The sequence below is a fragment of the Pseudoxanthomonas sp. CF385 genome, from assembly GCF_900104255.1.
In the GTDB taxonomy this organism is placed as follows: domain Bacteria; phylum Pseudomonadota; class Gammaproteobacteria; order Xanthomonadales; family Xanthomonadaceae; genus Pseudoxanthomonas_A.
The window spans coordinates 2,173,855-2,186,096 of the sequence record NZ_FNKZ01000001.1; the positions used below are offsets into that span (position 1 = coordinate 2,173,855).

The following is a 12,242-nucleotide window of genomic DNA, read 5'->3' on the forward strand; positions in this document are numbered from 1 at the left end:
ACCCCGGAGGAGGTGATGGAGGGATGTACGTGCGGCAGTCGCGGCGGTGTCGTCCATGCAGAGCCTCGCGATGACGGGAAAGTCGATCAGTACGCAGCGGGATCGGCGCTGTACACGACGGGGAGAGTGATCGTGGCGCTACCTGCGGCGTCGACATTGACGCTGAGGCTGACGGTCGAATCGCCCGCTGCGCCGCCGCCTGCCGGGCAACTTCCCCCGCCGCTGGCGACGCAGGTCCATGCGCCGGACAGGCGCATGCCCGGCGGCAGGGTGTCGGTGACCGCGACGCCACTGGCGGCATCGGGCCCCGCGTTCGATACGGTGATGACATAGGTGCCGGTGGCGCCCGGTGTGTAGTTCGCCGCACTGTCGGTCTTGGCGATCGACACGTCCGAACGCAGCGCACGCGTGTTGGTCACGCTGCAGGTGATCGCCACGGCATTGGCGCCGGCGGCGGGTGCGGTGAGCGAAAAACTGGTGCCGGTGCCCGAACTGACGGCAGTGCCATCCTGGTCCACGCAGGCCCAGGCGGTGGTGTAGCGGTCGAGCTGGGTGCCGGTGCCCGCGGTTTCACCGAGGGTGTAGCTGAGCCCCGGCGTGGTGACCGCGGGTGCCGTGGCGCCACCGTTGCCGACGTTGTTCGCGCTCGCCACGGGCGTGGCGCCCTGGGTGATCGCCAGGGTGAAGCGTCCCGGATCGGCGGCCGGCTGCAGGACCTTGGCCAGCGTGAGGGTCGCGGCGCAAGAACGGGCGACGCCTTCGACCGTGAACACGGCATTGCCGATGCGGATGCCCAACAACCCCAGCAGGTTGTCGGTCAGGTCGCGCAGCAGCAGGTTGAACACCGGTTGCAGCACGGCATTGGACACGCCGCGCAGCGTCGTTTCGACGAGGTTGAGTACGCTGTTGAGAAGCGGCGTGAGCGCATCGGGCGCCAGGATGATCAGCCCCAACAGCGTCACCTCCGGCGACCCGCTGACGACGTGCAGATCCAGGTTGCCCAGCAGGCTGGTCACCAGGTTGCCGGCGCTGACGGTGCCGCTGCTGGCGGTGCGCGTTTGCGGGAAGGGCACATTGACGCTGAAGTTCTGCAGCGCAGGCGAACCCGTCGCGGCCGCGCGCGCGGTCAGTTGCAGAGGAACGCGGACATTGATCAGCCCGATCCCCAACAGACCGACGTTGAAACGCAGGTCGAGGTTGTTGATCGTCACGGGCGTGACATCGGCTGGCGTCAGCACGCGCGAGCGATTGAAGAACAGGCTGTCGGACACGGTGCCGACATACAGGTTCACCAGGCCGGGACGGGCCTGGAAACCCACTGCGCCGGCCACGTAGTCCACGGCGGTGATCGTGCCTTCCGCTCGCGCGACATCGGCGTACACCTGCAGCTTCAGCACATCGGCGGTCAGGGAGAGATTGACCAGGCCCAGGCCTGCGGCATTCAGCGCATTGATCACGGCCTGGAGGTTGAGGCCTTGCACGACGTCCAGATTGAGCTTCAGCCGGATGGCGCCGGTATGGAACGACGTGCCCTGTCCGCCGCAGGCATACACCGGCGGTTCCACCACCTGCAGCCACGCCTGCACGTTCGCGACACCGCTCAGGCCGAGCGCCGCGGTGTTCAGCGTGATGGGCGTCGGCGTGGTCAGCACGTTGCGGAAGTTGTAGAGCTGCGCTGACCCCGTCACCAGGTCGAGCAGGTCCAGCCGCACGCTGGTCAGCGCGCCGGGCGGCAGATCGATGCGCAGCAGCTGCGAGAGCCGGATCGAGCCGGTGAGCCCGGCGGCATTCAACGGCAGGATGTTGAGCGCGTTGGCGGCGAGGGTCTGCCCGTCCGCCTGCAGCACCTGCACCATCGCCAGGCGCAACTGGGCGAGGGTGATGTCGGTGTTGAGGACCTGCGAGGTATCGCTGATGCCCAAGTTCGCGCCGAGGCGAACGATCAGCGCATTGAGGTTGATGTCGGAGCCTGCCAGCGCATTCCAGTCGAGGACGCTGAGGTTGACGGTGGTGCCCGGCAACAAGGCCTGGAAAAGCAGATTGAGGACCGGCCCCTGGGTACTGTCGATGGAGACCAAGCGCGGCCCCGCGGATACGCAGGCGCCCGTGGTGCATCCGCTCTGCGCTCGCGAGGGCAATCCCCACGACAGCGCGATCATCGCGAGTACCGCGAGCAATGCCGCACGCAGCCGTGCCATGTTCCTTGCTTGCCAGTGCATCCACATACCCCTGAGTAGTCGATGTACGAAAACCGATACCGCTCCTGAGCGTCGGACGATCCCAAGTAAATCCAGTTACCAAACGAGGGACTTGCGTGACGCTGGTTGCGTTACTAATGTGATTCGAGAGGGGCCGCAATGACGCGACGCAACGAATCTGCTTAGCCGTCCTCAACATCACGTCGTGATCACACGGTTTTTCTGGGGAAAAAAGCGGGACCGTTAGAGCCTGCGGACAAGTTGGCGTTAGAAATGCTTCCGCGTGAGAAGCGCTTACTCCAAGGACTGAAGAAACGCCGATGACGACCATTGCCATGCGTATCCGTCGTGCCCGTGCACTGGCCCGACTCTCGCAAAGCCAGCTGGCGCACTTCGTGGGGGTCAACCGAAGCGCGGTCGCCCAGTGGGAACGGGAAGCCGGCACGCGGCCGAGCGTCGAGCACCTCGCCGCGGTTGCGATCGCCACCAAGACGCCCTTCGAGTGGCTGGCGACCGGACGCGGTGGCCCGGCGACCCTGATGGATGCCGCATCCCCGTCGGTCGAGTACGCGATGGACGATGTGGAAGCGAGGGTGCTCGAAGCCGTGCGTCACTTGCCCGCCAGAAAGCGGGTCGCCATCTGCAAGCTGCTGGAGGAACTTGCCTCGCAGCCGTGAGAGCCTCCTGCGGCACTCACATGCACTTCACCCGCGCGTCCTCTATGTTCCCGCCAACGCAACGACGGAACGGAATATGCGATCGTCCATGGCAGTGCGCATACGACAGGCGAGGGCGAACGCAGCGCTCACCCAACTGCAGCTGGCCGCCTGTCTCGGCGTCAACAGGAGCGCGATCGCACAATGGGAGCGGGAGTGCGGCGGTACGCATCCCAGCATGGGGCGCCTGACCGCCATCGCACTGGCGACCGGCGTGACCTTCGAATGGCTGGCCACGGGACGGGGCGCCATGCGGGAGGCGCCGGACATCGCCACCCCCATGCCCACGCTTGCCTATACGGAGGACGCCCTGGAGATGCGCTGCCTGAAAGCGGTGCGGAAGCTGCCGCAGCAGAAGAGGGCGTCCATCAGCCTGCTGCTGGCGCAACTCGCGCTTTAGTCCTGCTCGCCGGAGGGGTCCGAGCGGACCCGGGCACGCGTCAGACGACGCGATTGTCCCAGGCGGAATAGCCGGCGAGCATGATGCCCGCGACCTGCTCGTCCATCAGTACCGCACCGTTCGTGCGCATGTGGTCCTCGATGAACTTTCGGCCCGCGGTGTCGCGCGACAGGAAGACCATGTCGGGGCCGCGGCCTTCCAGTTCCGACGCGTGCGAGTCAGGTATGTCCACGCCGGCGGGACAGACGAAGTAGCCTCCGTCCACGCGATAGAGATGCAGTTTCATGGTCGGATCCGTGCGGTTCCGACCGCGTCAGGGCTGCAGGCAGCAGCAGAGTCCCGACACTAGCACGCGGCTGATCCGTGCTGTCTGAATCGTTCAGCTGGCTCCCCAACCATTCCTTCGGGCCAGCGCAACGGCGGCGCTTTCGGCGTTCTCCCGACTGCCATGACGCGCCATGGTGACCACGTCGGCGCGCGCGCGACCTTCCGCGATACGGAACATGGCGCGCCCCTGCCAATACGTCGCGCCCAGTGCATCGGTTTTCTCGACCGTCTGGACCGTCAACTGGTATCCACCTTCCGTTATCGTCCTTACGCTCATCCGCCCGCCGCCTTGTCGTCAGCGGAGCGTACTCCTTACAACGGGTACGTGCAGAACGGCTCAGGATGGATCGCGCGCCGTCGAAGCCTGCAATGCGGCCGCCAACCCTGCATCGCCCGACACGATGTCCTTCCATTGGAGCTCGACCCCATTGCGCCGTCCTTTCTCGACCAGTTTGAGGCCCAGCGGATCGAGGGTAAGGGTGTACGCCTTGCCGTCGATGTCGACTTCGCGGCGAAGTGGCTTGTCGAGTGGCGTCATGCGTTCTTCCTCAGATCTGCGCGGGATGATCACGGGGCTGCCCGTCGGCGGCGCCGGGCTCACGTTCGGGATCGTTCCGCTCGTCATTGGTGCGCTTCCCCGGATCCTCGCCCGGCACCGCAGGCCCGTCCGGGCGCCGCCGCTGTTCGAATGCGTTGGGGAGGGGTGATGCGTGCGGCTCATGCTTGTTCATGGGGTGCGCTCTCTGCGGGTTCGCTGCACCATCGTCCCGGGTGCGTAAATGCACGGTGACGCATGCGTAAAGCGACGCGAAGCGGAACCGCGTCCCGGGCATGCGACCCGGACGTGGCTGATACGCGCTGCACAACGCAATCGCAACGTCCGCTTCGCATGGCGTTGATCCACCGGGTGAGACGATCAATCGGCTATACCTTGGAGAACGACCATGAAAGTCGGCGAAATGATGAGTGGAAATGTATGTCTGGTCGCGCCCGACGACACGTTGGCGCGCGCCGCCATGCTGATGGCCGAGCACGATGTCGGTAGCCTGCCGGTCGGCCAGGATGATCGCCTCGTCGGGTTCCTCACCGACCGGGACATCGCGATCCGCGCGGTCGCCCAGGGGCTCGGATCCGAAGCGCGTGTCCGCCAGGTCATGTCCAGCGAAGTGAAGTACTGCTTCGACGACGATGATGTGGAGGCCGTGGCCCTGAACATGGCCGACCTCGAGCTGCGTCGCATGCCGGTGGTGAATCGGGACAAGCGGCTCGTCGGCATCGTGTCGCTGGGCAACTTCGCCCAATGCGGGGCGCCGCGTGCTTCGCGCGAGTTGCTTGAAGGTGTTGCGGCCCGCCATTGACCCGCGCGCCCTGCGGGACATCACTGATCGTGTGTTCGTGCGACGACGCGGACGGCGACGCCTAGGCCGCGCGAAGACGTATCCATGCGCCCGCATCACGCCGGGACGACATGCCGCGGCGTAAACAGGCCTCCGATTGCCGCGATCGTCGCGCGACCCAAGGGCTGGGGAAAACGCATGTCGTCACTGCTCCATCCCGTGCTGCTGGGCAGTGTCCTCTACGGGTTCGTGCTGGCCACGGTCACCTATCTGGCGGGGGCGGGAACGCGTACGCGCGTGCGGTGGCTGGCTACGATCGGCGCGTTCTCGGTCGCCATCGGGGCCGGCGCCCAGTTCATGTGAGGGCTGCGACTGGGTATCCGTCGTCAGGCGAACGGACGGGGATGGGCCGTAATCGCGCTTTCACGAAACCTGAACGCCACGCATCGGACTTTTGACGCAATCGACCTGGAGACCGGCATGGCTGCCGTACCTGCATTCCCGCCGGAGGACCCGGCGGCGCGTACCCGATTGTATGAGGCCGTGTTGCAGGCGACGCCGGACCTGGTTTACGTCTTCGATCTCCAGCATCGCTTCATCTACGCCAACCACGCCTTGCTGTCGATGTGGGGCCGCAGCTGGGACGACGCGATCGGCAAGACATGCCTGGAGCTCGGCTACGAGCCGTGGCATGCGGCCATGCACGACGAGGAGATCGAACGGGTCATCGCCACCGGCGGACCGGTGCGCGGCGACGTTCCGTTCCCGCACGTCACGCAGGGCGTGCGCATCTACGACTACATCTTCACCCCCGTGTTCGGGCCCGACGGCAAGGTGGAAGCCATCGCCGGCAGCACGCGCGACGTGACCGAGCGCAGGCAGCACGAGCAGCACATGCGCCTGCTGGTCAACGAGCTGAACCATCGGGTCAAGAACACCCTGTCGCTGGTGCAGTCCATGACCGCGCAGACGCTGCGGGGGTGTACGGACACCGGCGAAGCGCAGGACCGGATCGAGCAGCGCCTGATGGCGTTGTCGGAAGCGCACGACATCCTGACCCGCAAGCACTGGCGCGGCGCTCCGATGGACGAGATCGTCCGCGCGGCGGTCGCCCATTGCCAGACCAGCGAAGGCGAGCGTTTCGACGTCGAGGGACCGATCGTCATCCTCGATCCGCGCCGCGCGGTCGCGCTGGCCATGGCGCTGCACGAGCTGTGCACCAACGCCATCAAGTACGGGGCGCTCTCGGTGCCCGATGGCCGCGTCGGCATTCGATGGCAAGTGGAGGCCGGCGACGCGCATCCGACATTGAGCCTGCGCTGGCAGGAGCAGGGCGGGCCACCCATCGTCCAGGCGCCCGAGCGTCGTGGATTCGGGACGCGCCTGGTGGAACGCGGTCTCCGCCACGACCTGGGCGGCGACTCGCGCCTGTCCTTTGCGCCGGAAGGCGTGAGCTGCATCATCGACATTCCCCTGACCAACGCCGAACCGGTGGCCGCATGACCCGACGCATCCTCATCGTGGAAGACGAATCGCTGATCGCCATGCTGCTGGAGGACCTGCTGGCCGACATCGGCTACACGGTCGTGGCGGCCGTCCCGAACGTCGACCAGGCGCTGACGATGCTCGCTGCCGAAGACGTGGACCTGGCGATCGTCGACGTCAATCTCGGCGGCACGCCTTCGTTTCCCGTGGCCGAAGCGCTGGCGAAGCGGGGCATCCCGTTCCTGTTCACCACCGGCTACGGGCAACGCGGCTTGCCCGAGCACTTCGCGACGCGGCCCGTGCTGCAGAAGCCTTTCCGGCGGGTCGACCTGGAGGCGGCGCTCGCACCCCTCGCCGCGGATCTGCCCAACGACTGAGCGGGAGGGAGCGAACACGGTATCTGCACACACGGCGAACGATCCTGTCCAGGAGAGGGATCCGGAGCCGCTGATGAAATCGAGACACCTGCGCATGGGTCTGGGCTTCCTGCCGCTGTTCGAGTGCAATGGCGTGCAGGCGGCGCAGATGGTCATCAAACCCGGCGGAAGCGAGGGTGGGCCCGATAATCGCCACCAGGGCGCGGATCAATGGCTGTTCGTGGCGGCGGGCACCGGCGTGGCGATCGTGGAGGGCGTTCGGCGTGTCCTGCGACCCGGAAGCCTCCTATTGATCGAGCGTGGCGAGCGTCACGAGATCCGCGCGTCGGGCCGCCAACCGCTGAAGACGATCAACTTCTATTCACCGCCAGCGTATACCGCCGACGGCGACGAACGACGCGCGGGCAAGGCGTCGTAGACGATGCAAGAAAAAGCCCGGGCAGGCGCCCGGGCTCTCGTTCCACCGATCCTGACGGATCAGTGCTTGTTGCGACCCAGCATCTCCTCGCGGCTCTGCTCGGCGCGGGACGCGCCGATGGCGGTCTCGACCTGCTTGACCTCTTCCGGCGGGGGCAGCACCGCCGGCATGCCCAGCGACTGGATCCAGAGTTCGCGGCACCAGCCCATGGTGTGATAGAGGTGATGATCCTCATCGCTCTCGACCGCCTTGTAGGCCGGCTCGAGCACCTTGGCGAGCGGGCCACCCTGTTCGACGACCTTGCCGATCAGCTCCCAGTTCTGGTGGTCCTTGGTTTCCGCCAGTACGACGCACTCGGCGGCCACCAGCTCGGCGGCGGCCGGCTCGCCGTCCTTCATCGCCATGTCGATCGCCTTGACCAGCGACGCGCCGAGGTGGGCCACCACGGCGCGACCCGGTGAGGCTTCTTCCGTATCCAGACCCAGTTGTTCGAACACGCGCGTCAGGATCTGCTCGTGCGTGCGTGTCTCATCGAGATACTCGCCCCATTCCTTCTTCAGGTCCTTGTTCACCGCCGCCTTGATGGCCGCGGTGTACACCTGGATGCCGCCGCGCTCGGTTTCCAGCGCCTGCAGCAGCAGCTCATGCACTTGTTCGGTATCGATCTTTGCGGAACGCGCCATGGCGACCTCCGTGGGTGGGTGATGCGCTGCATTACAGGTGCGCCCGCGCGAATCCGGCGTGATGGATCCGTATGCATGGATTTCACGCGAGCGTCGACATCCGCGTCCGTCCCCGATCGCGTCGAACGCCAATACCTGTTGCATCTTCATCGACGACATTGTGTTCACCAACATGACCTGCGGTGCACGTGATGGTCACGCCGCGTGTGGAACAACAGAGCCACGTACCGGATGTGCGAATGGCGCGCATCGGACGACTGACGAGGACTTTGCACATGACACGCGACACTTCGCATCGAGACGCAAACAAGGATCCCATCACCGGCGCACCGGGCTCGCACCCGGTCGGTGTGGGCGTAGGAGGCGTAGCGGGCGGCGTGGCCGCAGGCGCGTTGGCCGGCACGGTGTTCGGGCCCATCGGCACGCTCATCGGCGCTGCGGCGGGCACGATCGCGGGCGCCGCTGCCGGGAAGGGCGTGGCGGAGCGTATCGACCCCACCGGTGAAGTCGACTACTGGCGCGATAACGCGCCGACGCGTCCGTACTACTCCGGCGAGCACGACTTCCAGCGCGACTACGCCGGTGTCTACCAGGCGGGCGCGGTCGCCCGTGGCGAGTATCCCGACGAATCTTGGGACGCCGCCGAACGCCGCCTGCAGGCGAGCTGGGATTCGCAGCGTGGCGACTCGCGCCTGGATTGGGAACGCGCGCGGCCCGCCGCCCAGGATGCCTGGGAACGCGCCGACCGGACCTACAGCGCGTACGCCTGGAGCGACGACACCTACGCACGCCGCTTCGAGAACGCCGAGTACAAGGAAGACGGCGATGCGTTCGACGACTACCGTCCCGCTTACCGCTACGGCACGTATGCACGCAGCGAGTATGCGGATCGCGAATGGGACGACAGCCTGGCGTCCGACCTGGAGCAGGGCTGGGACCGCTTCAAGGGTGCGTCGCGCCTGGGCTGGGAACGCGCCAAGCACGCGGTCGCGGACGCGTTCACGCTGGACCGCCAGCGTCCGCACTGATTCGCCAGGACGCGTGCCGCCTTCGGAGGGTGGCACGCGCCGGACAAGGAGGAAACCATGACAGCACTGCCCGAAGATGCCCTGGTCGTCGTTGCCGATGGCGAAGGGGCGCGCGTTTTCCGCAATCGCGGGGAGAAGGGGGCCATCTCCCTTCACCAGTACGAGTTGCTCGAACTTGTGAACCTCAACGACGATGGCCCCGCGGGCAGCATGCCCGGGGAGTCCACCAGCCGACAGCTGGATGAAGCGACGTTCGCGAAGCAACTGGCGAAAGGGCTCAATGACGCGGCGCTCAAGCAGCAGTACGCACACCTGATTCTCGTTGCCGATCCGAAGACGCTCGGACGCGTGCGTCCGTTGCTGCACAAGGAAGCCACGCAGCGCATCGTCGCGGAAGTCGGCAAGGATCTCACCAACGTGCCGCTGGAAGACATCGAGCGCACCTTGGCCGCGGCATGAGCTACCAGGCGCGCTACGCCGTCACGGATCCCCTGCGTTCCAACGTGGACCGTATGGGCGGTGTCGTCGTGCTCGAGTTCGGCGCGCCATGGTGCGGGCACTGCCAGGCGGCGCAGCCCGCGTTGCGCGACGCGCTGCAGGCGCATCCCGACATCACCCACATCAAGATCGAAGACGGCAAGGGCAAACCACTGGGCCGCTCCTTCGGCGTCCGGCTCTGGCCGACGGTCATCGTCCTGGAGCAGGGCACCGAGATCGCACGCGCGGTGCGCCCGGTGGGCGAGCAGGACCTCTCGCCGGTGACCCGCGCGCTTTCGGCGCAGGCCGGCATCGCGCCGGTCTGACGCCTCCCCTCCGTCCGCGCGGCTTGCGCGCGGGCACCCGAACACCTGAGCACAGGGATGCACGATGGCCACACAGAAGAAGCCCGCCAAACCCTCGAAGAAGCCCGGCGCGCCGACATCGCCGCGGGGGGCTGGAGACGAGCGCCATGACATGGCCGGAGGCAGCCACCCGCCACTGACCACCAACCAGGGCATCCCGGTTGCGGACAATCAGAATTCCCTGCGTGCGGCCGCAGGTGGCCCGACGTTGCTCGAGGACTTCATCCTCCGGGAAAAGATCACCCACTTCGACCATGAGCGCATCCCGGAGCGGATCGTCCATGCCCGCGGCACCGCGGCGCACGGATACTTCGAGCTGAAGAAATCGCTAGGCAAGTACACCACCGCCAAGGTGCTCACCGAGGTGGGTGTACGCACGCCGGTGTTCACCCGGTTCTCGACCGTCGCCGGCGGCGCCGGATCGGTGGACACGCCGCGCGACGTGCGCGGCTTCGCGGTCAAGTTCTACACCAGCGAGGGGAACTGGGACCTGGTCGGCAACAACATCCCCGTGTTCTTCATCCAGGACGCGATGAAGTTCCCCGACGTCGTCCACTCGGTGAAGATGGAGCCCGACCGCGCGTTTCCGCAGGCCGCGAGCGCGCACGACACGTTCTGGGACTTCGTGTCGCTGACGCCGGAAACGATGCACATGATCATGTGGGCGATGAGCGATCGCACGCTGCCGCGGTCGCTGCGGACCATCGAAGGCTTCGGTGTGCACAGCTTCCGTCTGCTGGACGGGGCAGGGCGGTCGACATTCGTCAAGTTCCATTGGCGTCCCGTGCTCGGCATCCAATCGACGGTATGGGACGAGGCGCTGAAGCTCCAGGCCGCCGACAACGATTTCCACCGCCGGGATCTGTTCGAAGCCATCGAAGCCGGCGCGTTCCCGGCCTGGGACCTCGGCGTGCAGGTGTTCACGGAAGAACAGGCCGCGGAGTTCCCGTTCGATCACCTCGACCCGACCAAACTGATCCCCGAAGAGACGATCCCGCTGACGATCATCGGCCGCATGGTGCTGGATCGCTGGCCGGACAATTTCTTCGCCGAGACCGAACAGGTCGCGTACTGTCCCGCCAACATCGTGCCCGGCATCGACTTCAGCGACGATCCGCTGCTGCAGGGCAGGCTGTTCTCCTATCTGGACACGCAGCTCTCGCGACTGGGCGGGCCCAACTTCCACCAGATTCCGATCAACGCGCCGAAGTGCCCGTTCGCCAACCTCCAGCGCGACGGACACATGCAGATGGCCGTACCGAAGGGCCGGGTGAACTACGAACCCAGTTCGCTGCAGGCGGATTCCCCCCGCGAGACGCCACGCGGCTTCAGGAGCCATGCCACACCGGTGGACGCCGGCGGCAAACAGCGGATCCGGCCCGAATCCTTCGCCGATCACTACAGCCAGGCACGCCTGTTCTTCCGCAGCCAGAGCAAGCACGAGCAGGCGCATATCGCCTCCGCGCTGGTGTTCGAGCTGTCCAAGGTGCAGACGCCCCATGTGCGCGACGCGATCGTGGGTCACCTCCGTCACGTGGACATGGCGCTGGCGGAGCGGGTGGCCAACGGACTCGGCATGGCGCAGCTGCCCGAGGCGCCGCCCGCGTCCGTCGCACCGAAGGACATGCCCCCTTCACCCGCGTTGCGCATCATCGACCGGATGCGCGACACCCTCGAGGGTCGCGTCGTCGGCCTCCTGGTCGATGAAGATTCCGACGCGGCCGTCATCAAGGCGTTGCGCAAGGCCATCGAACGCGAAGGGGCCACGGCCAAGATCGTAGCGCCGCGCGTCGGCGGGGCCACGCTCGACGATGGCACGTTGCTGCCGGCCGATGGCCAGCTGGCCGGAACGCCATCGGTGGTGTTCGACGCCATCGCCCTCCTGCTGGCCGACGATGCCGGCAAGCGCCTGGCGAAGGAGGCCGCCGCGGTCGACTTCGTACGCGATGCGTTCGGTCACCTCAAGGCGATCGCGGCCGACACCGGCGCGCAGGCCGTGCTCAAGGCGGCCGGCATCGGGCGCGATGCCGGCGTGATCGACGCCGACCTGACCGAGGCCTTCCTCACGGCGGCACGGACCCGCCAGTGGGACCGGGAGAAAAAGATCCGGACGCTCGCCTGACGGGCACAGCACAGCGAACACCCCCTTCGACATCGTGAGGACCGCATGGACAATCTGACCGCCGGCTACACCTTCCTCGGCTTCTTCCTGTTCGCCCTGGGCCTCGTGCTCTCCGTCCTCTGGATCCTGGTGCCGTTCGCGGTGTTCGGGATCAAGGGTCTGCTGCGGCGGCAGATCGAGGAGCAGCGCAGGACCAACGAGCTGCTGGCCACCGTGGCGCAGCGGCAGCAGATCGTGGCCGACCACTATGCCGCCGCGCCCGCGACGGTGATCCGCGAACGGCCCGTGGTGCCGCCGCTCTGAGTCTGG

Annotated in this window: 18 protein-coding genes; 12 read left to right on the top strand and 6 right to left on the bottom strand. The window is 66.6% G+C overall.

Annotated elements, in window-relative coordinates; translation table 11 throughout:
- Positions 1–86: 86 nt before the first annotated feature.
- Positions 87–2,198 (bottom strand): DUF11 domain-containing protein, encoded by a 2,112-nt coding sequence (locus tag BLT45_RS10030; RefSeq protein WP_093298188.1) that lies wholly within the window; start codon positions 2,196–2,198, stop codon positions 87–89.
- 320 nt (positions 2,199–2,518) lie between these two features.
- Between BLT45_RS10030 and BLT45_RS10035 the strand changes: the two genes are divergently transcribed.
- Positions 2,519–2,875 carry a helix-turn-helix domain-containing protein gene (locus tag BLT45_RS10035; protein ID WP_093298190.1) on the top strand — a complete coding sequence of 119 codons (357 nt, stop codon included), beginning with the start codon at positions 2,519–2,521 and terminating at the stop codon, positions 2,873–2,875.
- 88 nt (positions 2,876–2,963) lie between these two features.
- Positions 2,964–3,314 carry a helix-turn-helix transcriptional regulator gene (locus BLT45_RS18340; RefSeq protein WP_175455785.1) on the top strand — a complete coding sequence of 117 codons (351 nt, stop codon included), beginning with the start codon at positions 2,964–2,966 and terminating at the stop codon, positions 3,312–3,314.
- Positions 3,315–3,354: 40 nt separating this feature from the next.
- Here BLT45_RS18340 and BLT45_RS10045 read toward each other — a convergent pair whose 3' ends face one another.
- From BLT45_RS10045 to BLT45_RS18135, 4 genes are all read right to left on the bottom strand, one after another.
- Positions 3,355–3,600: a hypothetical protein gene (locus BLT45_RS10045; RefSeq protein WP_093298196.1), complete on the bottom strand. Its 246-nt coding sequence runs from the start codon at positions 3,598–3,600 to the stop codon at positions 3,355–3,357.
- Positions 3,601–3,693: 93 nt separating this feature from the next.
- Positions 3,694–3,882 carry a hypothetical protein gene (locus tag BLT45_RS18130; protein ID WP_139187984.1) on the bottom strand — a complete coding sequence of 63 codons (189 nt, stop codon included), beginning with the start codon at positions 3,880–3,882 and terminating at the stop codon, positions 3,694–3,696.
- A 96-nt stretch (positions 3,883–3,978) separates the two neighbouring features.
- On the bottom strand, positions 3,979–4,179 hold the full coding sequence (locus tag BLT45_RS10050) for a hypothetical protein (RefSeq protein WP_093298198.1): 201 nt from the start codon (positions 4,177–4,179) through the stop codon (positions 3,979–3,981).
- A 10-nt stretch (positions 4,180–4,189) separates the two neighbouring features.
- Positions 4,190–4,372: a hypothetical protein gene (locus BLT45_RS18135; protein ID WP_139187985.1), complete on the bottom strand. Its 183-nt coding sequence runs from the start codon at positions 4,370–4,372 to the stop codon at positions 4,190–4,192.
- Positions 4,373–4,585: 213 nt separating this feature from the next.
- Here BLT45_RS18135 and BLT45_RS10055 point away from each other — a divergent pair, with 213 nt between their 5' ends.
- From BLT45_RS10055 to BLT45_RS10070, 5 genes are all read left to right on the top strand, one after another.
- Positions 4,586–4,999, top strand: a complete 414-nt coding sequence (locus BLT45_RS10055) for a CBS domain-containing protein (protein ID WP_093298201.1) — start codon at positions 4,586–4,588, stop codon at positions 4,997–4,999.
- A gap of 177 nt (positions 5,000–5,176) precedes the next feature.
- Entirely contained in the window at positions 5,177–5,341 is a 165-nt protein-coding gene (locus tag BLT45_RS18345) for a hypothetical protein (protein WP_175455786.1), read from the top strand.
- A 117-nt stretch (positions 5,342–5,458) separates the two neighbouring features.
- On the top strand, positions 5,459–6,481 hold the full coding sequence (locus BLT45_RS10060; RefSeq protein ID WP_093298204.1) for a sensor histidine kinase: 1,023 nt from the start codon (positions 5,459–5,461) through the stop codon (positions 6,479–6,481).
- The gene (locus tag BLT45_RS10065; protein WP_093298206.1) at positions 6,478–6,840 is read left to right on the top strand and encodes a response regulator; all 363 of its coding nucleotides are present in this window, start codon (positions 6,478–6,480) and stop codon (positions 6,838–6,840) included. Before BLT45_RS10060 ends, BLT45_RS10065 begins: the two co-directional genes overlap by 4 nt.
- A 73-nt stretch (positions 6,841–6,913) precedes the next feature.
- Positions 6,914–7,258: a cupin domain-containing protein gene (locus BLT45_RS10070; RefSeq protein ID WP_093298208.1), complete on the top strand. Its 345-nt coding sequence runs from the start codon at positions 6,914–6,916 to the stop codon at positions 7,256–7,258.
- A 59-nt stretch (positions 7,259–7,317) separates the two neighbouring features.
- Here the strand turns inward: BLT45_RS10070 and BLT45_RS10075 are convergent, their stop codons facing one another.
- Positions 7,318–7,941, bottom strand: a complete 624-nt coding sequence (locus BLT45_RS10075) for a hypothetical protein (protein WP_093298211.1) — start codon at positions 7,939–7,941, stop codon at positions 7,318–7,320.
- Positions 7,942–8,216: 275 nt separating this feature from the next.
- Between BLT45_RS10075 and BLT45_RS10080 the strand changes: the two genes are divergently transcribed.
- The 5 genes from BLT45_RS10080 to BLT45_RS10100 all read left to right on the top strand — a co-directional run bounded on the left by BLT45_RS10080 (position 8,217) and on the right by BLT45_RS10100 (position 12,236).
- Positions 8,217–8,969 carry a hypothetical protein gene (locus tag BLT45_RS10080; RefSeq protein ID WP_093298213.1) on the top strand — a complete coding sequence of 251 codons (753 nt, stop codon included), beginning with the start codon at positions 8,217–8,219 and terminating at the stop codon, positions 8,967–8,969.
- 57 nt (positions 8,970–9,026) lie between these two features.
- Complete coding sequence (locus BLT45_RS10085; protein WP_093298216.1) at positions 9,027–9,428, top strand: host attachment family protein; 402 nt, start codon at positions 9,027–9,029, stop codon at positions 9,426–9,428.
- The gene (locus tag BLT45_RS10090) at positions 9,425–9,772 is read left to right on the top strand and encodes a thioredoxin family protein (RefSeq protein ID WP_093298218.1); all 348 of its coding nucleotides are present in this window, start codon (positions 9,425–9,427) and stop codon (positions 9,770–9,772) included. Before BLT45_RS10085 ends, BLT45_RS10090 begins: the two co-directional genes overlap by 4 nt.
- Positions 9,773–9,836: 64 nt before the next feature.
- The gene (locus tag BLT45_RS10095; RefSeq protein WP_093298220.1) at positions 9,837–11,933 is read left to right on the top strand and encodes a catalase; all 2,097 of its coding nucleotides are present in this window, start codon (positions 9,837–9,839) and stop codon (positions 11,931–11,933) included.
- A 45-nt stretch (positions 11,934–11,978) separates the two neighbouring features.
- A complete protein-coding gene (locus BLT45_RS10100; protein WP_093298223.1) occupies positions 11,979–12,236 on the top strand; it encodes a hypothetical protein in 258 nt (85 codons plus the stop codon).
- Positions 12,237–12,242: the final 6 nt, after the last annotated feature.